At 66.3% G+C, this 21,849-nt stretch carries 22 protein-coding genes; 20 read left to right on the top strand and 2 right to left on the bottom strand.

Annotated features, from left to right (window positions below):
• Positions 1-17 precede the first annotated feature (17 nt).
• Complete coding sequence (locus OHQ90_RS32410) at positions 18-881, bottom strand: response regulator transcription factor (RefSeq protein ID WP_442941227.1); 864 nt, start codon at positions 879-881, stop codon at positions 18-20.
• An 86-nt stretch (positions 882-967) separates the two neighbouring features.
• Here OHQ90_RS32410 and OHQ90_RS32405 point away from each other — a divergent pair, with 86 nt between their 5' ends.
• From OHQ90_RS32405 to OHQ90_RS32390, 4 genes are all read left to right on the top strand, one after another.
• Positions 968-2,599, top strand: coding sequence for an AMP-binding protein (locus OHQ90_RS32405; RefSeq protein ID WP_328404001.1), 1,632 nt, complete (start codon positions 968-970; stop codon positions 2,597-2,599).
• Positions 2,599-4,230 (top strand): AMP-binding protein, encoded by a 1,632-nt coding sequence (locus OHQ90_RS32400; RefSeq protein ID WP_328403999.1) that lies wholly within the window; start codon positions 2,599-2,601, stop codon positions 4,228-4,230. The genes OHQ90_RS32405 and OHQ90_RS32400 overlap by 1 nt, the downstream gene beginning before the upstream one ends.
• 97 nt (positions 4,231-4,327) lie before the next feature.
• Positions 4,328-6,757: a Tex family protein gene (locus tag OHQ90_RS32395; RefSeq protein WP_328403997.1), complete on the top strand. Its 2,430-nt coding sequence runs from the start codon at positions 4,328-4,330 to the stop codon at positions 6,755-6,757.
• Positions 6,758-6,785: 28 nt separating this feature from the next.
• Complete coding sequence (locus tag OHQ90_RS32390; RefSeq protein WP_328403995.1) at positions 6,786-7,664, top strand: hypothetical protein; 879 nt, start codon at positions 6,786-6,788, stop codon at positions 7,662-7,664.
• A 69-nt stretch (positions 7,665-7,733) separates the two neighbouring features.
• Here OHQ90_RS32390 and OHQ90_RS32385 read toward each other — a convergent pair whose 3' ends face one another.
• Complete coding sequence (locus OHQ90_RS32385; RefSeq protein ID WP_328403993.1) at positions 7,734-8,627, bottom strand: sigma-70 family RNA polymerase sigma factor; 894 nt, start codon at positions 8,625-8,627, stop codon at positions 7,734-7,736.
• A 174-nt stretch (positions 8,628-8,801) separates the two neighbouring features.
• Here OHQ90_RS32385 and OHQ90_RS32380 point away from each other — a divergent pair, with 174 nt between their 5' ends.
• From OHQ90_RS32380 to OHQ90_RS32305, 16 genes are all read left to right on the top strand, one after another.
• Positions 8,802-9,215 carry a DoxX family protein gene (locus OHQ90_RS32380; protein WP_328403991.1) on the top strand — a complete coding sequence of 138 codons (414 nt, stop codon included), beginning with the start codon at positions 8,802-8,804 and terminating at the stop codon, positions 9,213-9,215.
• 27 nt (positions 9,216-9,242) lie between these two features.
• The gene (locus OHQ90_RS32375) at positions 9,243-10,082 is read left to right on the top strand and encodes a serine hydrolase domain-containing protein (RefSeq protein ID WP_328403989.1); all 840 of its coding nucleotides are present in this window, start codon (positions 9,243-9,245) and stop codon (positions 10,080-10,082) included.
• The gene (locus tag OHQ90_RS32370) at positions 10,031-10,261 is read left to right on the top strand and encodes a hypothetical protein (protein WP_328403987.1); all 231 of its coding nucleotides are present in this window, start codon (positions 10,031-10,033) and stop codon (positions 10,259-10,261) included. The genes OHQ90_RS32375 and OHQ90_RS32370 overlap by 52 nt, the downstream gene beginning before the upstream one ends.
• 228 nt (positions 10,262-10,489) lie before the next feature.
• Complete coding sequence (gene rplS, locus OHQ90_RS32365; protein WP_029893064.1) at positions 10,490-10,831, top strand: 50S ribosomal protein L19; 342 nt, start codon at positions 10,490-10,492, stop codon at positions 10,829-10,831.
• Between the two features lie 142 nt (positions 10,832-10,973).
• Positions 10,974-11,714: a signal peptidase I gene (gene lepB, locus OHQ90_RS32360; RefSeq protein WP_328413261.1), complete on the top strand. Its 741-nt coding sequence runs from the start codon at positions 10,974-10,976 to the stop codon at positions 11,712-11,714.
• Positions 11,715-12,525: 811 nt separating this feature from the next.
• Entirely contained in the window at positions 12,526-13,314 is a 789-nt protein-coding gene (lepB, locus tag OHQ90_RS32355; protein WP_442941515.1) for a signal peptidase I, read from the top strand.
• Positions 13,315-13,377: 63 nt separating this feature from the next.
• Positions 13,378-14,166, top strand: coding sequence for a ribonuclease HII (locus tag OHQ90_RS32350; protein WP_328403983.1), 789 nt, complete (start codon positions 13,378-13,380; stop codon positions 14,164-14,166).
• A 43-nt stretch (positions 14,167-14,209) separates the two neighbouring features.
• Positions 14,210-14,515, top strand: coding sequence for a DUF2469 domain-containing protein (locus tag OHQ90_RS32345; protein WP_011210678.1), 306 nt, complete (start codon positions 14,210-14,212; stop codon positions 14,513-14,515).
• A gap of 136 nt (positions 14,516-14,651) precedes the next feature.
• The gene (locus tag OHQ90_RS32340) at positions 14,652-15,008 is read left to right on the top strand and encodes a YraN family protein (protein WP_328403981.1); all 357 of its coding nucleotides are present in this window, start codon (positions 14,652-14,654) and stop codon (positions 15,006-15,008) included.
• On the top strand, positions 15,008-16,516 hold the full coding sequence (locus OHQ90_RS32335; RefSeq protein ID WP_328403979.1) for a YifB family Mg chelatase-like AAA ATPase: 1,509 nt from the start codon (positions 15,008-15,010) through the stop codon (positions 16,514-16,516). Before OHQ90_RS32340 ends, OHQ90_RS32335 begins: the two co-directional genes overlap by 1 nt.
• Before the next feature lie 371 nt (positions 16,517-16,887).
• On the top strand, positions 16,888-18,006 hold the full coding sequence (dprA, locus tag OHQ90_RS32330) for a DNA-processing protein DprA (RefSeq protein WP_328413257.1): 1,119 nt from the start codon (positions 16,888-16,890) through the stop codon (positions 18,004-18,006).
• Positions 18,007-18,521: 515 nt separating this feature from the next.
• A complete protein-coding gene (locus tag OHQ90_RS32325) occupies positions 18,522-19,442 on the top strand; it encodes a tyrosine recombinase XerC (protein ID WP_328403978.1) in 921 nt (306 codons plus the stop codon).
• Positions 19,443-19,639: 197 nt separating this feature from the next.
• On the top strand, positions 19,640-20,371 hold the full coding sequence (locus OHQ90_RS32320; RefSeq protein WP_328403976.1) for an acetoacetate decarboxylase family protein: 732 nt from the start codon (positions 19,640-19,642) through the stop codon (positions 20,369-20,371).
• Positions 20,372-20,501: 130 nt separating this feature from the next.
• The gene (locus OHQ90_RS32315) at positions 20,502-21,182 is read left to right on the top strand and encodes a DUF3159 domain-containing protein (RefSeq protein WP_328403974.1); all 681 of its coding nucleotides are present in this window, start codon (positions 20,502-20,504) and stop codon (positions 21,180-21,182) included.
• Entirely contained in the window at positions 21,179-21,544 is a 366-nt protein-coding gene (locus tag OHQ90_RS32310) for a YidH family protein (protein ID WP_328403972.1), read from the top strand. The genes OHQ90_RS32315 and OHQ90_RS32310 overlap by 4 nt, the downstream gene beginning before the upstream one ends.
• Entirely contained in the window at positions 21,541-21,849 is a 309-nt protein-coding gene (locus OHQ90_RS32305) for a DUF202 domain-containing protein (RefSeq protein ID WP_328403970.1), read from the top strand. The genes OHQ90_RS32310 and OHQ90_RS32305 overlap by 4 nt, the downstream gene beginning before the upstream one ends.

The following is a 21,849-nucleotide window of genomic DNA, read 5'->3' as shown; positions in this document are numbered from 1 at the left end:
CGGTGCGCCCGGTCGATCTACGGCAGCAGACCATGGCGGCGGGCGATTACGACGGCCTCGTGCCGTGAATGGGTATCGAGCTTGCTCATCGCATTGCGCAGGTAGCTCTTCACCGTTTCGGGGCCGAGGGAAAGGCGTTGTGCGGCTTCCTGATTGGTGCAACCGAGCGCGATCTGAGACAGCACGTCCAGTTCACGGCGCGATAGTCGCGGCGCATCCGACGTCGGTGCCCCGGTCATGACGCGGGTCAGCCGTTCGCACACATCGTGCAGACGCGTGCGCAGCTTCTCGTCCTCGGCCGTGCGCGCCATGCCGCGCAGTTCGGCATGGATATCGCGCAATTCCTCGGTGACCGCGGGTGCGGTGTCCGGGGTCGGCGCGGCCAGCTCGAGCAGTCGGATGCGCCGATCCACCTCGTCGCGGATGGCGATCTCGGCGGCGAGCCGCCGACCGGCCTCGACCACGAGATCGGCGGTGCGGTCACCGAGCGGTGAGCCACCGCGATTGGCGGCGTAGATGACTGCGCGGGAGTGATCGTCCACGACCACTGGGACCGCGACAACGGAGCGGATGTGCTCGCCGGAGACCGGCGCGTCGTAGTGATGGGTGATCGAGGACGCGTTGCGGTAATCGGCGACCGACGCTGGTCGTCGCATGTCCATGACCCGACCGCCGAGGCCGGAGGTACGTAGCACCGACAGTCCGCGCAGCGCGTTGGTCATGGTGCCGACGAACTCCGTCAACAACAGCGCGTCGTTGTGCACCTCGCCGCCGAACACCACCGGGACCCCGGCCTTGTTCGCCACCCAGCGGATTTCGGCGCGCAATGCGTCGCCGTCGCGTGGGCGCAGCAGGGGGGTGGTGTGGGTCAAACGACTCACCCCTTTTCGGGGGTAGTGGCGAACATGATGTGACCCACATCCTATTAGACGAGGGGTGAGGTGGATCACGGATGAGGAGAGGCGACATGAGCACGGACCTGAATGCGCGGGTGCGCGAGCTGCTGGAGCGTTACGACGGGCCCGACGCGTGTGCGGCGGAGCTGTTGTGCGACCGGCATTCGGAGGCCAAGGTCGCGTTCACCGTTGTCGATGCCGACCTCGGCTCGATCGACCTCACCTACGGTGAGCTCCGCGAGCGCTCGGCACGGTTCGCCGCGGCGCTGGCCGAGCAGGGTGTCGGGCCGGGGGATCGGGTCGCGACGCTGATGGCCAAGTCGGTGGATCTGGTGGTTGCCCTGCTCGGTATCTGGCGGCGCGGTGCGGTGCACGTACCGCTGTTCACCGCGTTCGCGCCGCCCGCCATTGCATTCCGATTGGCTGCCAGCGGCGCGGTGCTCGTCATCGTCGATGCCGATCAAGCGGGAAAGCTGGCCCCGGGTGCGGACATTCCGGCCGATGCGCCGTGGACGGTCGTGGTCGCCGGCGACGAGGTGACCGCGCAGCTGCGGTTCGCCGATCTGCTCGCCACGCACTCCGCCGATGATCCACGGGCCATGGCGGTCGCCGTCGGCGGCGAGGGTCTGCTCGTGCAGCTGTTCACCAGCGGCACCACCGGTACGCCGAAGGGCGTCCCGATCCCGGTCCGCGCGCTGGCCTCCTTCCACGCGTATCAAGAGTTCGCGCTGGATGTTCGTCCAGAGGACGTGTTCTGGAATGCCGCTGATCCGGGCTGGGCCTACGGGCTCTATTACGCGATCCTCGGCCCGCTGGCCGCGGGCACGCGCAGTTTGCTGCTGCACGCGGGCTTCTCGCCCGCGCTCACCTGGCAGGTGCTCGCGCGCTTCGGCGTCACCAACTTCGCCGCCGCACCGACGGTGTATCGAGCACTGCGGGCCGCCGACACCGTGGTGCCCGCGGGAGTGTCGCTCCGTCGGGCCTCCTCGGCTGGTGAGCCCCTCACCCCCGAGGTCGTCGCATGGTCCGCGCAGCATCTCGGGGTGGCCGTGCGCGACCACTACGGGCAGACCGAGCACGGCATGGTCATCTGCAACGCCTGGCACGACGAACTGGACACCACGGTGCCGATCGGCTCGATGGGCAGGCAGCTGCCCGGCTGGACCTGCGCGGTGCTCGTGGACGACGCCGACCTCGAAGCGGCGCCGGGACAGCTCGGCCGTGTCGCCATCGACACCGAACGCAGCCCGCTGCTGTGGTTCCTCGGCTACCTCGACGCCCCCGAGCGCACCGCACAGCGCTACACCGCGGACGGGCGCTGGTATCTCACCGGCGATGCGGGCTCGCGGGATGCCGACGGCTTTTTCCGCTTCTCCTCCCGCGACGATGACGTGATCATCATGGCGGGCTACCGAATCGGCCCGTTCGAGGTGGAGAGCGTGCTCGTGCTGCACGAGCAGGTCGCGGAGGCAGCGGTGGTCGGCATGCCGGACGAGCTGCGCGGTGAGGTGCTCGAGGCATTCGTGGTGCTGCGCAACGGCTCCGCGGGCGATGAGGACCTCGCCGAGGAACTGCAGCGGTTGGTCAAGGAGAAGTTCGCCGCGCACGCGTATCCGCGCCGAGTGCATTTCGTGGCAGAGTTGCCCAAGACGCCGAGCGGCAAGGTGCAGCGGTTCGTGCTGCGGCAGCAGGGGAGCAAGTGATGTTGTCGATACCGCTGCCCAGCTATGCGTCGGGCATCTCGGACACGCCCCTGCTCGGTGACACCATCGGCGCCGATTTCGATCGGACGGTGGCCGCTCATCCCGACCGGGAGGCGTTGGTGGACTACTTGTCCGGTCGCCGCTGGACCTATCGTCTGCTCGCCGACGCGATCGACACGCTGGCCACCGGCCTGGCGGCGCGCGGCATCGGCAAGGGTGACCGAGTCGGTATCTGGGCGCCCAACTGCCCGGAGTGGTTCATGGTGCAGTACGCGACGGCGAAGCTCGGCGCGATCCTGGTGAATATCAATCCGGCCTACCGCACCAGCGAATTGGAGTATGTGCTGCACCAAGCCGGGGTGCGAATGCTGATTGCCGCACGCGCCTTCAAATCGTCGGACTACGTCGCGATGATCGAGCAGGTCCGGCCGAAATGCGAAGGGCTGGAGCAGGTACTCGTGTTCGGCATGCCGGAATGGGATGCGTTGGTGCAGGGGGATATCGACGTCGATGGTCTTGCCCGGATTGCGGCGACACTGTCCACCGATGACCCGATCAACATTCAATACACCTCTGGCACAACAGGATTCCCGAAGGGCGCGACGCTCAGTCATCACAACATCCTGAACAACGGCTACTCCGTCGGCGAGCTCTGCGGCTACACCGAGCAGGACCGGATCTGCGTTCCGGTCCCGTTCTACCACTGCTTCGGCATGGTCATGGGCAATCTCGCGAGCACGAGCCACGGTGCGGCGGTGGTGATTCCGGCGCCGTCGTTCGACCCGATCGCGACCCTGCAGGCGGTGGCCGAGGAGCGGTGCACCTCCCTGTACGGGGTGCCGACCATGTTCATCGACCTGCTCACCGCACTGGACAGTGCGCCCGCTGACGCCGTGCCGGACCTCTCGAGCCTGCGCACCGGCATCATGGCCGGCTCGCCGTGCCCGGTCGAGGTGATGAAGCGGGTGATCGACCGCATGGGCATGCGTGAGGTCTGCATCTGTTACGGCATGACGGAAACATCGCCGGTGTCCACCCAGACCCGCCGCGACGACAGCATCGAGCGTCGGACCGCGACCGTCGGCCGGGTCGGGCCGCATCTGGAGGTCAAGATCGTCGATCCGGCAACGGGTTCGACGGTGCCGCGCGGCGAACCCGGCGAACTGTGCACCCGCGGCTACTCGGTGATGCTCGGCTATTGGGAGCAGGCCGAGAAGACCGCCGAGGTGATCGATGCCGCCCGCTGGATGCACACCGGCGATATCGGCGTAATGGACTCCGACGGCTATCTGGCGATCACCGGCCGGATCAAGGACATGGTGATCCGCGGTGGCGAGAACATCTATCCCAGGGAAATCGAGGAGTTTCTCTACGCCCATCCCGACATTCTGGACGCCCAGGTGATCGGTGTCCCCGACCCGAAATACGGTGAGGAGCTGATGGTCTGGATCAGGATGCGTGCGGGCGCGGCGCCGCTGGACGCCGAGGCGGTACGCGCGTTCTGCACAGGCAGGTTGGCGCACTTCAAGATTCCGCGGTATGTACACATCGTCGACGAGTTCCCGATGACCGTCACCGGGAAGGTGCGCAAGGCCGAGATGCGGGAGCTGGCGAAGGACTTGCTGGGGTGATCACAGCCATGCCGAACCGACCGGGTCGACGCCACATACACGTCGGTTCACCTGGGTGCGGCCTCGTTGTCAGCAGACGACGGTAGTGTCTGCGGACGTGACGACAGCGCCCGAGACCGCCAGTGCAGAGTCCAGCCCCAGTTCCGACAGTGCGAACCATGCCAGCGTCAACCGTCGCATCGCCGACGAGCTGGAGGTGCGCGAGAGCCAGGTCCGCGCGGCCGTCGAGCTGATCGACGCAGGCTCGACCGTGCCCTTCATCGCGCGTTACCGCAAGGAGGTGACCGGCGGTCTCGACGACGCGCAGCTGCGCCAGCTCGACGAACGCCTGCACTACCTGCGCGAACTCGACGAGCGCCGGGCCGCGATCGTCGAGTCGATCCGGAGTCAGGGCAAGCTCGAGCCCGCATTGCACCAGCAGATCATGCTTGCCGAGACCAAGGCCAGGCTCGAGGACATCTACCTGCCGTTCAAGCCGAAGCGCCGCACCAAGGCGCAAATCGCGCGCGAGGCAGGCCACGAACCGGTCGCCGACGCGTTGATCACCGATCCAGGCACCGACCCCGCGCAGTACACCGCCGAGCAGCTCGACGGCGCCCGCGCCATCCTGGTCGAACGATTCGCCGAGGACGCCGACCTGGTCGGTGAGCTGCGTGAGCTGATGTGGAACCGCGGTCGGATCACCTCGGCGGTGCGCCCGGGCAAGGAGGAGGCGGGCGCCAAGTTCGCCGACTATTTCGAGTTCAGCGAGCCGTTCACCAAGCTGCCCTCGCACCGGATTCTCGCGTTGCTGCGCGGCGAGAAGGAAGATGTGCTTTCACTGCAGCTGGAGCCGGACACCGAGGAACTCGCGCCGGGTGAGCGCAGCATCTTCGAGGGCCGGATCGCCGTGCAGTTCGATATCGCCGATCGCGGTCGCGCGGCCGACAGCTGGCTGCTGGACACCGTGCGCTGGGCATGGCGCACCAAACTTCAAGTGAGCCTTGGCATCGACACCAGGATGCGGTTGCGGCAGGCCGCCGAGAAGGATGCCGTCGACGTGTTCGCCGCCAACCTGCGCGACCTGCTACTCGCCGCGCCTGCGGGCACCAGGACCACCATGGGCCTCGATCCGGGCTACCGCACCGGGGTGAAGGTCGCCGTCGTCGACGCCACCGGAAAGGCTGTCGCCACCGAGGTCATCTACCCGCACAAGCCGCACGGCCAGACCGAGAAATCGCTCGCTGTGCTGGGTGCGCTGGTCGCCCGGTTCGGCGTCGAGCTGATCGCCATCGGTAACGGCACCGCCTCCCGCGAGACGGATGCGCTTGCCGTCGAACTGATTTCGCGTATTCCGGAGAACAAGCCGACCAAGATCGTGGTGTCCGAGGCGGGTGCCTCGGTGTACTCCGCGTCGGCATACGCCACGCAGGAACTACCCGATATGGATGTGTCGCTGCGCGGCGCGGTGTCGATCGCGCGTCGCCTGCAGGACCCGCTCGCGGAACTGGTGAAAATCGACCCGAAATCCATCGGCGTCGGTCAGTACCAGCATGACGTGTCCGAGACGCTGCTGGCCCGCTCGCTGGGCGCGGTGGTCGAAGACGCGGTGAACGCGGTCGGCGTCGACGTCAACACCGCTTCGGTGCCGCTGTTGTCGCGGGTTTCCGGCATTGCCGGTTCGGTCGCGGAAAGCATTGTGGCGCATCGGGATCAGAACGGCCCGTTCCGCAGCCGCACCGCGCTGCTCGACGTGCCGCGGCTGGGGCCGAAGGCGTTCGAACAGTGCGCGGGCTTCCTGCGCATCCGCGGCGGCGACGACCCGCTCGACACCTCCGCGGTGCACCCCGAGGCGTACCCGGTGGTGCGGCGCATCCTGGAATCGACCGGTAAGGGCATGACCGAACTGATCGGCAACACCGGGACGCTGCGCGCGCTGCGGCCCGCCGAGTTCACCGACGAGAAGTTCGGCGTGCCCACCGTCACCGACATCATCACCGAGCTCGAGAAGCCCGGCCGTGACCCGCGCCCCGAGTTCAAGACGGCCGAATTCGCGGCGGGTGTGGAGAAGGTCGCGGATCTGAAGCCGGGCATGGTGCTGGAGGGCGTGGTCACCAATGTGGCCGCCTTCGGCGCATTCGTCGATGTCGGCGTGCACCAGGACGGTCTCGTGCACGTGTCGGCGATGTCGCACAACTTCGTCAAGGACCCGCGCGAGGTGGTCAAGTCCGGTGACGTGGTCAAGGTGAAGGTGCTCGAAGTCGATGTCGCACGCCAGCGCATCGGGCTGTCATTGCGCCTGGACGACGAGCCGGGCACCCCGGCCAAGGGCGAGCGCGGTGACGGTCGCAGCCGCGGTCAGGGCGATCGTGGTCCTGGTAATCCCGGCCGTGGCGGGTCCGCCGGTGGCGGACAGCGGCAGAATGGTCAGGGTCGGTCGCAGGGACAGGGCCGCAGCCAGGGGCAGGGTGGCAATCAGCGCCGAAATGCGCCCGCGCCGACCGGCTCGATGGCCGACGCCCTGCGCCGGGCCGGTTTCGGACAGTAGGACCACAGACGGAGGTATGTAGGCGGCCATGCGACGGTGGCTCGAAGACGATGTGATCGCGCAGGGCAGGCTTCCGCTGCTGTGCTTTTTGCTCGGGTTCATCGTCGGGTTCCTGTTGATCAGGCTCAGTGTCCGGCTGATCCGCAAGCAGGTGCGCTGGTGGCCGGGCAACCTGCGCTCCGGTGGGGTGCACATCCACCACATGGTGTTCGGGGTCATCCTGGTGCTGCTGTCGGGCATCGGGATGGTCACCATGTACCAGAACGTAGACACCCTGACCGCGAGCCTGCTCGCAGCCGCTTTCGGTGTCGGTGCGGCCTTGACCCTCGACGAATTCGCGCTGATCTTCTACCTGCGCGACGTGTACTGGGAGGAGCAGGGCCGCACCTCGGTGGACGCGGTGTTCGTCGCGCTGGCCGTGACCGGGCTGCTCCTGCTCGGGTTCCACCCGCTGTGGTTGTTGGACATCAACGACTTTCGCCGCGATCCCAGCATCGAGATGCGCATCTTCGTCGTCGCGTTCTCGGTGGTGAACCTGGCGCTCGCGGCCATCGTCATCGCCAAGGGCAAGATCTGGACCGGCCTGTTCGGCATGTTCTTCCTGCCGTTGCTCTTCGTCGGTGCGTTCCGGCTGAGCAGGCCGGGTGCGCCGTGGGCACGCTGGCGCTACGGCGACCGACGCCGGATGATGTACCGATCGATAGTGCGAGAACGGCGTTATCGACGCCCGATGATCCGAGCCAAGATCTTCGTGCAAGACCTGATAGCGGGTAAACCCGACGTAGAGCACGTCCGTACTGCCGCCGAGGCGGAGTTGACCAGGACGGTTGTCCCCGCCCCACCGGCACCGCACCATCCCCACCGCCACCACCTCCCGTGGTCATCGGAGCACGAGACCCCGCACTGAGCGGCATCCCACGGCGACCGGCGGCGCTCTGTCGCACTCGGGTGCCGCCTCCCGGGGCCGGGTTCGGATCTACTGGTTGCCGTGGGCGATGGTGTCGAGGCGGGGGAGGCGGGCCGGGTCCGACAGCAAGTCGATTGCGGTGATCTTGCCGTCGCGTGTGGTGAAGGCGATCAGGGAGATCGTGTTGTCCCCGTCGGTGTTGAGCAGGCCCGCGAATCCGTTGATCAGAACCGGGTGGGAGGCGAACGCATTGGCGGCACGCCGGAAGACCTCCAGCTGACCGGCCACTGCGGCCGCACCGCGGAGCACCCGGATCCCACCGGGCAGCAGAGCCCCGGCGTCGGCACGCAGAACCACCTCGGGGTCGAGGATGGCCAGCAGTGACTCGAATTCGCCGCTGCGCGCTGCGGTCAGGAACGCGTCGACCAGTCGGCGCTGGCGGGGTAGGTCGCGATCGGGTTGTGGCGTCCGGCCCTGGACGCGTCGCCGCGCGCGGCTGGCGATCATCTTCGCAGCGGCCGCGGATTTGCCGACGACCGGCGCGATCTGGTCGAACGGCACGGTGAACATGTCGTGCAGCACGAATGTCACGCGCTCGGCTGGATTCAGCGAGTCCAGCACGATCAGCAGCGCCATACCCACCGAATCCGCAAGCACCGCTTGCTGTTCGGGCTGGGTCCGGTCGTCCAGAGCGATGATGGGGTCGGGCAGGTGGGTCTCGAAGGCGTCCTCGCGGCGGGACTTGCGGGCGCGCAACATGTCCAGGCACACCCGGCTGACCGCTGTGGTCAGCCAGCCGCCGAGATTGTCGATCGCATCGGGATCGACACGGTCCAGTCGCAGCCAGGCTTCCTGCACCGCATCGTCGGCCTCGGTCAGCGAACCGAGCATCCGGTAGGCCACCGCCGTCAGATGTGCGCGGTGCGCCTCGAAGCGGTTGGCCAGAAGTACGTGTTCGTCCACCGGGATCTCCTCGACATCGCCTGTAGAGATGACGGATCGAACACCACCGTTGTGACAGTCGGACCGTCGATGTGACGGGAATCACCGCGTGGTCGTTACCTTCCCCCGCTGCCGTCCGTAAGACAGGCAGTACGGCGGTGGCGCTGGGCCACTGGCGGAGTGAAGGAGTGAATCATGAACACCCTGAACAAGAGTCGTATGGCGCGTATTGCGTATCTGGGCGCAAGCGGGATTCTGCTGACCGAATCAGTCGTCGGCGCGTACTGGGATCTCGCCCGAATCTCTTATGTTCGTGAGGTTTTCGATCGTCTGGAATACCCGATGTATTTCGCGACCATCCTGGGCGTCGCCAAGGCCGCCGCGGTCGCGGCGATCGTGACGCCTGGCTTCGCGCGCGCCGAGGAATGGGCCTACGCGGGCCTGACCTTCGTCTATGGCGGCGCTGCTGCCTCGCACATCGCGGTGGGCGATGAGCCGAAGGCGTGGCTGGGACCGCTCGGTTTCGCCGGCCTGAGCCTCGTTTCCTGGGCGCTGCGGCCGGCGGCAGCGCAGCGGCGTGCATTGCTTCGCCGTCCGGCTTTCGCGTGACGTCGTCCCGATTCGAAGGAAATCAGCATGAAAAGCAATGTCGACGTACACGGCACGGTCGCAGCGGGATTCGACAGGGTGCGAGAGGAATTCACGGCGGTGGTGGTCGAGGAGCACGGCGAATCCGGTGCTCAGCTCGCCGCTTACATGCACGGCAGGCAGGTGGTCGACCTGTGGTCCGGGCCGCGGGTCGCCGCCGACACGCTGACCGGTCTGCTCTCGGTGACCAAGGGTGCGGCGACGCTGGTCGTCGCCCTGCTCGTCCAGGACGGGATGCTCGATCTCGACCGCACCGTCGCCGGGTACTGGCCCGAATTCGCCGAGGCGGACAAGGTCGCGATCACCCTGCGTCAGGTGCTGACCAACCAATCCGGTGTCATCGGGGTGGACGGCGGATTCACTGTTGCCGAACTCGCCGACGACCAGCTGATCGCACAGCGCGTCGCCGGGCAGCGGCCGTTTTTCCGGCCGGGCGCGGCACCAGGCTACGGCGGCTTCGTCACCTTCGCGATCCTGGGTGAGGTGGTGCGCAGCGTCATGGGCAGTTCGATCCAGGAGTTGTTCGAGGAACGCATCAGAGCGCCGTACGGATTGGACTTGTATCTGGGACTGCCTGCCGCGCTGGAGGATCGGTACCTGCCGCTCCTGCCCTGGCTCGCGACACCGCAGATACAGGCGGCGTTCGAGGCGAATTCGCCCGGTTCGCACAGCATTCCCGGCATCGCCTACAACCGGAGATCGGTGGACGGGCCCCCTTGCTCGAGCCCGATACCCTCGCCGCGTTCACCACCCTGCAGACGACCGGTCACGACCTGGTGCGCGGTGACCGCGCGCCGTATCTGGTCGGGTTCGAGGCCAAGGGACTGATCCATCCACTCCTCGGCGCGAGCGCCTTCGGTCATGCGGGCGCGGCGGGCGCCGACGGGTTCGCCGATCCACACAGTGGCCTGGCCTACGGCTACACGAGGCGCCGCGCCGCGTTCGGCTTCACCGCGCCCGAGAACGAGAGGTTGACGGCGATATTGCTCCGCTGCGCCCGCGGGTAAACTCGACGGCGGTGCCCCGGATACCGCGGACCGATTCCGTTGTGGACAGGGCGCGGATCAGCCGCCAACAGGGGCCGATTTTCGTCGCGACCCGCTGATCTGGCACAATGCTCAGGTTGCCCTGGGTGGTTGTCGACCCAGCGCACCCCCTTATTCGGAGCATGAACCGGTCGAGCACGTCCAGTGCCGCCAGGGTCCTCTGTTCGCGCAAACATCAGAAGGATGGACATGAACACCCTTGACTTCGTCGACGAAAAGTCGCTGCGCAGCGACGTCCCCGACTTCCGGCCGGGTGACACCCTCAATGTGCACGTGAAGGTCATCGAAGGCTCGAAGGAGCGCATCCAGGTCTTCAAGGGCGTCGTCATTCGGCGCCAGGGCGGCGGCATCCGCGAGACCTTCACCGTCCGCAAGGTGTCGTTCGGTGTCGGCGTGGAGCGCACCTTCCCGGTGCACACCCCGAACATCGACCACATCGAGGTCGTGACCCGCGGTGACGTTCGCCGCGCCAAGCTGTACTACCTGCGCGATCTGCGTGGCAAGGCTGCCAAGATCAAGGAAAAGCGCTGAATCTTTCCGCCGAGCCTTCGGCACGGCGGGTTCGCGGTCGCAGATAGCCGCGAATCGAATTGAATACTCGGTTAGCCCGGCACTACGCGGTTCGTTGCGGTGCCGGGCTAATCTGTTCCGCGTGACAGACGAAAGTGGGGCGATGACGGTTTCCGAGTCGGGCGAAGAAGGATCGGGTAGCCGCCGCGGTAAGCGGCGCGCCAAGAAAAAGCAGCGTCCCTTCTGGCAGGAGCTGCCGATCCTGATCGTGATCGCGGCGGTCATCGCGGCCCTGACGGTCAGTTTCGTCGGACGCCCGTATGTGATCCCGTCGGAGTCGATGGAGCCCACGCTGCACGGTTGTAGCGGTTGCACCGGCGACCGCATCTACGTGGAGAAGCTGAGTTACTACTGGGGCGATCCGACGCCAGGCGAAGTCGTGGTGTTCGTCGGTCCGCCGTCGTGGAACGACCGGTACCAGTCGATACGCTCGGGCAATGCCGTCGTGCGTGGCGTGCAGAACTTCTTCTCGTTCTTCGGGTTGGTGCCGCCGGATGAGAACGATCTGGTGAAGCGGGTGATTGCGGTCGGCGGTCAGACCGTGCAGTGCTGTGATGCGCAGGGGCGCATCCTGGTGGACGGCAAGCCGTTGGACGAGCCGTACGTCAAGAGCGACTTCGCCTGGGTGCCCGGCCAGCAGAACGCGACCTACCCTTCCGGCCGGGTATTCGGCCCGATCAAGGTGCCGGACGGCAACGTATGGGTGATGGGCGACAACCGCAACCACTCCCGGGACTCTCGGGCGCATGTCGGTGACGAACTGCAGGGCACGGTTCCGGTCGACAACATCCGTGGCCAAGCGGTTTTCAAGATCTGGCCGCCGAGCCGGATCGGACCCGTGTGATCTCGGGATCCGCAAACTGCACGCTGATGTGATGAATCGTCCTGGCAGGTCCGGAGTTCGGCATGCCAGGACGAGTCGGTTGTCTTCTCGGGTTAGTTCAGCCGCCGGGCTTCGACTCCGCTGCTCATCGGATCGGTTGACCAGTTGTCATGACCTATGATGAAATGTCTTCTGGCACAGTCGGACTGAGCCAGTCATGGGGGCGGGATCATGTCGCAAGAATTCACGACGTCTAGGTTGCGATTCCAGTGCGTCGTACGCGCAATTCGGCTGTCTCCCATAAATTGACAGTTCAAGTAGCGGGTTGGGAATCGGCTGCATCATTTGCCGAACCTGAATCGAGAAGGGGGTGACTATGCTGTCGAAATTCATCGGCTGCGCAGCGATTGCGGGAGCTTTGGTGCTAATGCCTGGGGTTGCCGGGATTGGCATCCGCCTATTCCGGCGGGAATAAACCCGATTGGCCGTACGAAGATTTCGTGGCATGTGACTCGGTCAGGCAGCAGGCTGATTCAGAGATCAATGGAGTTGTATATCCCTGCTCTGTCGGAGATGGAACGAATGGAACCATTTCCGGTAAATACTATTTCATTGCGATGTGGCACTGATCGTGCGCTTCAGCCGTTAATTGCATGAGGTAGCGGACGTCGCCCAGAGACAGTGGACCTCCGTGTGAAGTGTGAGCGCACGCTTCACACGGAGTTCTTTCGGGTCCTCATGCGGCTCACATGGCGATAACGAATACAAAGATGGCAGGTGTCGAGATGCACTCCCGAGCGACACTTCCAGCCTTGGGGTTAATCTGTTCGGCGTGGCAGACGAAGGTGGGTCGGTGGCGGAGTCCGAGCCTGGCGATGACGAGACCTCGCGAGGGCGTAGGAAATCGAGGGGTGAAAAACGCAAACAGCGGCCGTTCTGGCAGGAACTGCCGATCCTCATCACGATCGCCGCGGTGATCGCTGCTCTGACGGTCAGTTTCGTCGGACGCCCGTATGTGATCCCGTCGGAGTCGATGGAGCCCACGCTGCACGGTTGTAGCGGTTGCACCGGCGACCGCATCTACGTGGAGAAGCTGAGTTACTACTGGGGCGATCCGACGCCAGGCGAAGTCGTGGTGTTCGTCGGTCCGCCGTCGTGGAACGACCGGTACCAGTCGATACGCTCGGGCAATGCCGTCGTGCGTGGCGTGCAGAACTTCTTCTCGTTCTTCGGGTTGGTGCCGCCGGATGAGAACGATCTGGTGAAGCGGGTGATTGCGGTCGGCGGTCAGACCGTGCAGTGCTGTGATGCGCAGGGGCGCATCCTGGTGGACGGCAAGCCGCTCGATGAGCCTTACGCCAAGTATGACTTTCCGTATGTTCCTGGTCTGCGGTTCGGTACCGGCAAAGGGGCGCGAGAGTTCAATCCGGTGCAGGTGCCCGACGGCAATTTTTGGGTGATGGGGGACAATCGTGACCACTCTGCGGATTCGCGGTACCACCTCGCTGACGAGCTCCACGGCACCGTCCCGGTGGACAACGTCCGCGGCAAAGCGGTGTTCAAGATCTGGCCGCCTGGCCGGATCGGGCCGGTGCGGGCCGAGGATCCTCGAACGAAGTGATCGGCGCGGCTGCGGGATAATCGGACGGTGGGGCAAGGTCGAGTGACTGGCAGCCAGGTGACGATGCAGAGCAGTGGGTGGCCACCGCGTGTGGTGATGCGTAGGTCAGGCGGATTGCGCACGCTCGAGGCGGCGCTGATCCGCAGCGGACTAGGTCCGGTCGCCGGCGTCGACGAGGCGGGCCGTGGGCCGTGCGCGGGACCGCTGGTGGTCGCCGCGTGCCTGCTCGCGCCCAAGGCGTACGACAAGCTGGCCGGGCTCGACGATTCCAAGAAGCTCACCGAGTCGGTGCGCGAGGAGCTCTATCCGGTGATCACCCGGCTGGCGCTGGCGTGGAAGGTCGTCGTGATCCCGGCCTGGGAGATCGATTCGATCGGCATCCACGTCGCCAATATCGAGGGCATGCGCCGGGCCGTCGCGGGGCTCGGGCAGGCGCCCGGATACGTGCTCACCGATGGATTCCGGGTGCCGGGCATTCCGGTGCCGTCACTTCCGGTGATCGGCGGCGATGCCGCCGCGGCCTGCATCGCGGCGGCCAGCATCCTGGCCAAAGTCACCAGGGACCGAATGATGATCGAACTGGACGCGCGGCTGCCCGGGTACGGTTTTGCTGCGCACAAGGGTTACAACACGCCCGAGCACACGGCCGCGCTCGAGCGGCTCGGACCGAGCAACGAGCACCGGCGGTCGTGGCGCAATGTGCGCGAGGCCGCCGGCCTTCGCCCCGCCGTCAGCGCGTCTACCTACGCCGATGCGGTGCTCGCTGCGGGCAGCGACGACATGGCTTCCGAAGGTCTTCAGGTCTTGGGTGGGGATAGCCGAGTGGCTACCGACGCTGCCCATGCGCGATGATGTCAGCACACGCAGTGCGGCGAGAAGGAGGACGTCCCACCCGATGAGTGCCGAGGACCTCGAGAAGTACGAAACCGAGATGGAGCTCTCGCTATATCGCGAGTACAAGGACATCGTCGGTCAGTTCTCGTACGTGGTGGAGACCGAGCGCCGCTTCTACCTGGCCAATTCCGTCGAGCTGCGGCCGCAGAACGCCGACGGCGAGGTGTATTTCGAGGTGCGTATGAGCGACGCGTGGGTCTGGGACATGTACCGCCCCGCCCGCTTCGTGAAGCACGTTCGAGTGATCACCTTCAAGGACGTCAATATCGAAGAGTTGGAGAAGCCGGACCTGCGCCTGCCCGAGTAGCACGGTGCACTGACCGTCCGGGGCGGACCAGCCGATATCGCGCAGGGTTGTCCACAGCCGAGCGGCTATCAACAGGGACGCAGTGCGCGCAGGTCGGCGCAGCGGAGCCGGGGACGGCTCGGTGCACGCTGGCTCGGTGACTGACAAACAGGCGCTCGGCGCGCACGGGGAAGAACTGGCGGCACGGTTCCTGCAAGCCGCCGGAATGGATATCGTCGGCAGGAACTGGCGATGCAGGTACGGCGAACTCGATCTGATCGCCCAGGACGCTCGCATCACCGCCTTCATCGAAGTGAAGACCCGATCCGGACTGCAGTTCGGCGCACCCGCGGAAGCGGTCACCTTCACCAAACGACAGCGGATCCGGCGGCTGGCCCTGATGTGGCTCGCCGAACAAGACGGCCCGTGGCGGCACATTCGGTTCGATGTCGTGTCGGTCCTGGTCACTCGCGAGCACGGCCCCGTCATCGACCATCTGAAGGCGGCCTTCTGATGGCCCTGGGGAGAGCGCATTCTGTTGCCGTTACCGGAGTGGACGGCCTGCTGGTCGAGATCGAGGCGGATATCGGGCAGGGGCTGCCCTCGGTGCATCTGGTCGGGCTGCCGGACACCGCACTGCAGGAATCCCGCGACCGGGTGCGCTCCGCGGTGGCCAACTCGGGGGAGAAGTGGCCCGACGGCCGAGTCATCCTGGCGTTGTCACCCGCGACCCTGCCGAAGGTCGGCAGTGTGTACGACATGGCTTTGGCCACAGCCGTTTTGGATGCGGCAGGTGTGATCCCGTCGGGCCGGCTCGCGAAGACCGTACTGCTCGGCGAACTCGCGCTCGACGGTCGGGTTCGACGGGTGCGCGGCATCCTGCCTGCGGTGATCGCCGCACGCAACGCGGGCCGGCAGACGGTAATCGTGCCCGAATCTGCCATGGCCGAGGCAGGTTTGGTGGATGGGATCACGGTGTACGGAGCAGCCAGCCTGCGCATCCTGGTCGCGTGGCTGCGCGGTGAAGGGGTGCTGGCCGAGCCCGATGGTGCGCTGCCCGACGTCGTTCGTTCCGGTGGCGACCTGAGCGAGGTCGTCGGCCAGGAGGAAGCCAGGTGGGCATTGGAGGTGGCCGCGGCCGGTGGCCACCACCTCCTGCTGACCGGTCCACCTGGCATCGGTAAAACAATGCTGGCGCAACGCCTTCCGAGCCTGCTGCCGCCGCTGTCGGAATCCGAGGCACTCGAGGTGACGGCCATCCACTCGGTGGCGGGCGCGCTGTCCTGCGACCAGCCGCTGATCACGATGCCACCCTTCGTCGCACCACACCACTCCACCTCGGCGGCCGCGATGATCGGTGGCGGCTCGGGCTCGGCCCGGCCCGGAGCGGTGAGTCGCGCCCATCGCGGCGTGTTGTTCCTCGACGAATGCGCCGAGATCGGCACGAAAGTGCTCGAAGCGATGCGAACTCCGCTGGAGGAAGGCGAAGTGCGCATCGCCCGCCGCGACGGCGTCGCCCGTTATCCGGCCCGCTTCCAGCTCATCCTGGCGGCGAACCCGTGCCCATGCGCGCCGGCCCGCGATATCGACTGCATCTGTGCTCCCCTCGCACGCCGCAGATACCTCGGCAAACTCTCCGGTCCGCTGATGGACCGCATCGACATCTGGGTGCAGATGCACGGCCACGTCGGGGCAGGCTTCAGCACCGAGGCCGCCGAAAGCAGTGCAACCGTCCGTGACCGCGTGGCCGCAGCCCGCGGAGTGGCTGTGCAACGATGGCGCGAATACGGCTGGGGCACCAATGCCGAAGTCCCCGGACATGTACTGCGCCAACAATTCCGCCTCCCACGCGAGGCGGTGGCCCCGGTAGAAGCCGCCCTCCGTCTCGGCCGACTGTCCGCCCGCGGTGCGGATCGCGCCATCCGAGTCGCGTGGACCATCAGCGACCTACGCGGCGCCGACCAGCCCACCGCTCGAGACGTCATGGCCGCATTGAACTTTCGCCAGCGCGGCGCACAATGAGCGCGGTGATGGCCGGCGAGCCGCCAGGTGTGCGCGGTGGCAGAGGCGAGACTCCTACATCCGGCCCGTTGGCTGTGGGTGGCGATGAGACGGTAGTGGAGGGTGCGGGGTCCGCCTCTGTGCCTGTGGATTCAAGCGGTGGTGTGGTGGGGGAGCAGAGCGCGGCGGCGGTGCCGTCTGTACTGGTTGGTGGACGAGGTGATGCGTTCGCTGCAAAGCTGAGGGTGGGTGGGCGTACGTCGATGCAGGACATGGAAACCGGGCCTGGGCGGCAGTATTCGGGGCCTGCGGACATGGGTGTGGGTGGGAGCGCGTCGGTGGCTGTAGTCGGGGGCGCCGGCGGCGGGGCAGATGAGGTCGAGGAGCGAAGGTTGGCGTGGGCCTATTTGTCTCGGGTTGTCCAGGGGCCTTGTGCGGCACTGTCGGCGTTGATCGAGTCCGTAGGGGTGGTCGAGGCGGCGCATGCTGTGCGGGGGTGCGCGCTACCGGAGTCGTTACGGGCGCCGACCGAGCAGCGGCGTGGAATTGACAGTGCCGCAAAGGATTTGGATCTGATGTGTCGGATCGGTGGGCGGTTGGTGACACCTGATGATCCGGAGTGGCCCGCCTGGCGGATGTTGGGGCTGAGTCAGCTCGACCCGGGGCGCGACCGGGATGGTGCGGTGCCGCTGGCGTTGTGGGTGCGGGGGCCGCGCTCGCTGTTGGAGTCGAGTGAGCGGGCGCTGGCACTGGTCGGTGCTCGATGCAGCAGTGGCTACGGTGATCGTGTCACCGGGGAGATCGTCGGCGATCTTGCGGCACAGGGGTGGACGATCGTGTCGGGTGCGGCGTTCGGGATCGACGGTATGGCGCACCGGGCAGCGCTGGCCGTCGGCGGTCCGACTATCGCGGTTCTCGCCTGTGGCGTCGACCGGCCGTACCCGGCTCAGCACGCCCGACTGCTCGCGGAGATCGCCGAGTGCGGACTGGTCGTCAGCGAATATCCACCCGGCACGGTCGCGCACAAGCACCAGTTCCTGGCTCGCAATCGTCTGATCGCGGCATTGGCCGACGGCGTTCTCGTGGTGGAAGCGGGTCTGCGCAGCGGCTCTCGCAATACCGCGAAATGGGCGCGCCGCCTCGGCCGCCCGGCGTTGGCGGTCCCCGGCCCGATCACCTCCGCGTCCTCGATCGGCTGCCACCGGATGATCCGAGAAGGAGAGGCGGTGCTCGTCACCTGCTCGGAGGAGGTGATCGATGAGGCAGGCCCGCTGCGACTATCGCTGTCGACCGATCAGAGACCCGATCCGGGAGATCGCCTGTCCGGCGACGAATCCGCGGTCTTCGCCGCCCTACCGAAGATCGGTTCCCGACTACCCCGAGATCTTGCCGACCGATCCGGTCTGACACTGGCCATCGTCCGCGCCGTCCTACCAGCACTCGAGCTGTCGGGGCTGGTCGGCATGGATGAAAACGGTTGGTACCGAATAGAAAGGACACCGAAATCTTGAGAGCTCGCTCACTTCGTGAGCCGCTGGTCGAGGTGCTCGATCAGCGGTTCGATCGACCGGACATGGCGTCGGCGCGAGCGATGTCGCACACCCGCTGACCGGTGTGGGAGGGAATCGAAGGAATGGCTCAGCGGCTCGTGTTCGTGCCTGCCATGTCGCGTACCGCTGACTGGCTTGGGAGCAGAATCGCTCGGCGGCCCGTGTCTGCGCCCGCACAGCCGGCAGCTCCCTCCAAGTCTTGCCCCACAACCGGCCCGGCGGTGCACTCACTTGTCGGCAAGTAGCCAACGCTGAGCCAAAAGTTGGCGCGCGGCATATGGCTCAGGCAAATGCCGAGTAGGCGTCGCCACCACGTGCGACTCGTCGAGCAGTGAGCTGTGCGGGGTCCGTGGGGACCCGCTCGGTGGGTGGATGTAGTTGGACGGGCGTGGGTTCGGTCACTCGAGGAGATGGCGATCGGGTGCGGGTCGGCGCGCTGGCTTGCCAAGTGGGCTGATGCGGGCGACGGTGGGTGGATGGAGTTGCCGGAGGATCTCGAGGCGTTGCTGGGGGAGTTCGGGCGGCACCTGCGGCTCGGGCGGAACCGGTCGGCGCATACCGAGCGTGCTTATCTGGGTGATGCGCGGTCGCTGTTGGCGCATCTGTACGAACGGTCGGCCGATTCCGCGGTTCGCGAACTGGATCTGGCGTTGCTGCGATCCTGGCTCGCGCAACAGGCGAGTGCGGGCGTCGCGCGCACGACGATGGCGCGGCGTGCATCGTCGGCTCGGACCTTCACCGCCTGGCTGACCGGCACCGGCCGGTTGGAAACCGATCCGGGGTTGCGGCTGGGGTCGCCGAAGGCGCATCGGGTGCTGCCTGCGGTGCTCGGCGCCCAGCAGGCCGTCGCGGCGATGGATGCGGCGGAATCCGGTGCGGTGCAACGTGATCCCATGGCGCTGCGCGATCGGCTGATCGTGGAGCTGTTGTACTCGACCGGGATTCGAGTGAGCGAGCTGTGCGGGCTCGACATCGACGACGTCGATCGGGAGCGACATCTGGTTCGAGTGCTGGGCAAGGGAAACAAGGAACGGTCGGTGCCATTCGGTGTGCCTGCCGACGACGCCATCGGGAATTGGCTGCGGTATGGCCGGCCTGCATTGGTCACCACGGACTCGGGGCGTGCGCTGCTGCTGGGCCGTCGCGGCAAGCGCCTCGATCAGCGCCAGGCCAGAACTGTTGTGCACGAGGTGGTTTCGGCGATACCCGGCGCGCCCGACATGGGTCCGCACGGGTTGCGTCATTCGGCTGCCACGCATCTGCTGGAGGGCGGCGCCGACCTGCGGGTGGTGCAGGAACTGCTCGGCCACGCCAGCATGGCCACGACCCAGCTGTACACGCACGTTTCCATCGAGCGGCTGAAGAAGGTGCACGACCAAGCTCATCCGCGGGCATAGGCGGCCGCACCCCATGAGCGGTGATCATTTCTGAAACGTGTTCTTATATGCGGAAGCCATGTTGTCGCGTTTCAATGCCGCTATTCTGACACGAGTTCTAGTCGTGGAGGGTTCGTGGACGCCGCACCATCGGGTGATCAGCAGCCGGTCGCCCCATGTCAGGGAGGCCGTATCGTCGCGCGCAGGCGGGCGCGGCGATGACCACCCACACCATTCTTGGCAAGGACATCCACATGCCGGTGCGGATCCGGCTCGCGCGCACCTTCATGGCCACCTATACGGTGCCCGCCGACGCCGCGCAGCGGCTCATCGACTACTCGGGTATGGACATCCTGCGCCTGCCCGGTGGCCGTGCCGTCTGCACGCTCGTCTTCGTCGACTATCTCGACGGTGATCTCGGCCCCTACAACGAATTCGGCGTCTCTTTCATGGTCCGCCACCACCGCCCCACCACCGCCGCGCGCTTCGGTGACCTGCGTGCCATGCTGACCGGTGGCGCCGGTGTCTTCATCCACCGGCTCCCCGTCGACGGCGAATTCGCCCTCGCGGCGGGTCGCGGCATCTGGGGATTCCCCAAGGAACTCGCCGACTTCACCGTGCATCGCGACGGCGGTTCGCGCCGCGGTGTGTTGCACCAGGGCGGCAAGCTCATCGTCGACCTTGCGGTCCGTCCTGGCATCGCGCTGCCTTCGTGGCGCAACACCGCATCGTCGTTCGACGCCTACTCGCACATCGACGGCGTCACGCGCTGCACGCCGTGGCATATGGAGCCTTCCGGCATGCGCGCCCGCGCCGGCGGGGCCGACCTCGCCCTCGGCGACCATGCCTGGGCGGCCGAGCTGAGCTCGTTGGGATTGCCCAAGCGTGCGCTCATGACCTCTGTCGTCGATCACCTCGCCATGACCTTCCAGGACGCCGTGCCCGTCTGAGGCAATCGAGCCGTCCCGGGTTCGCTGGCGCGCAGCGAGGTTCGTGGACGGTCATCCTGGTGGCGGTTACGCTGACGTTGCGGATTGTTTGCTTACGGCACGAAACCCGACCAGAGATGGAGTGGCGCCCGTGAACACCGACGATCGGCATCGCACCGCAGAAGAATCTCGTGATCTGGAGAAACATCGCGGCGTCGACGCCGATATATGGGATAGTTTCCGCGCGATGCGTGGCCACCGGCACATCCTCGACGGTGCGGCGCCCGCCATCGGGTTTCTTCTCGGTTATTCCGTCGCCGGTGCCGAGGCCGGCGTTTTCGTTGCTATTCTGATCGCCGTCGCCTTGGCTGCCGTCCGGCTCGTCCAAGGCGATTCGGTGCGTGTCGTCGCAGTGTCGGTGCTGGTCGTCCTGGTGTTCTCGCTGTTCGTCGACATCACGGACCAGGGACGCGACTTCTACCTCCCCGAAGTCGCGCTGTGCGTGGTGATGATTGCGCTGTTCGGTGCGACCCTGCTCACCGGCAAGCCGCTGAGTTACACCGTCCGCCGCCGGATCCGGCTCGAACCGGCCGAGCCCGCCGATCCGGCCACGCGGCTGCGACTACATCAGCGAATCACGTTGGCCTGGTTCGTATTCTGGGCGGCGCCTGTGCTGGTGGTGTTGCCGCTCTACCTGGCCGACAAAGCCGCCATTCCCGGCACCATTGCTCTCGTTCTCGGCAAACCAGCGCTGGTCATCATGCTTGCCGTGACCTGGCTGTGGGTCCGCAACAAATCGGGTCAGCCGACGAGCCGAGCCGAGGCGATGTGACACTCCCGAGCCCGGCCGAAGAGTCCGGCGATGATGAAGAGGAAATCGACTACCGCTTCACTCTCGCGAACGAGCGCACCTTTCTGGCCTGGATACGCACCTCGCTCGGTTTGCTCGCAGGCGGTGTCGCCGTGCACACCCTGGTCCAGCCGTTCCGGATGTCCGGGTTGCGACGGGCGCTCGCGCTGAGCTGCATCGTGCTCGCGGTGATCATCGCGATCGGCGCCTATACGCACTGGCGACGCGTCGGCACCGCGATGCGCCGCGGCGACCCGCTGCCCGTCACCGTCATGGTGCCGATCCTGTCGGTAGGCATCGCGCTGGTGTCGGTGCTGGCGTGCGTGGCGGTGTTGCTGCGATGAGCCCGGCAAGTCTTGCCGCAGAGCGCACCGCATTGGCGTGGCGACGCACCGCGATCGCCGCGATGGTCATTGCCGTGTTGTTCCTCAACCACGCGGCGACCAGTGGCTGGCGGGCGTCGGCGATCGGACCGATCGGTGCGGCGGTCACGCTGACCGCTTTGGCGGGAATCTGCTATTCGCGCAATCGCAGTCTGCACGAGGGCCGATTCGGTTACGGAGCCCGCGTCATCGCCGCGACAGTGGTGGCCGTTGTCGCCGTCGCATGCGTAGCCGCCGTAGTCGGGTTCACATATCCAGGACTCTAA

It is taken from the genome of Nocardia sp. NBC_00403 (genome assembly GCF_036046055.1).
GTDB lineage: Bacteria > Actinomycetota > Actinomycetes > Mycobacteriales > Mycobacteriaceae > Nocardia.
The sequence above is the reverse complement of the archived record's forward strand: the minus strand, read 5'-3'. Positions and strand labels throughout refer to the sequence as shown.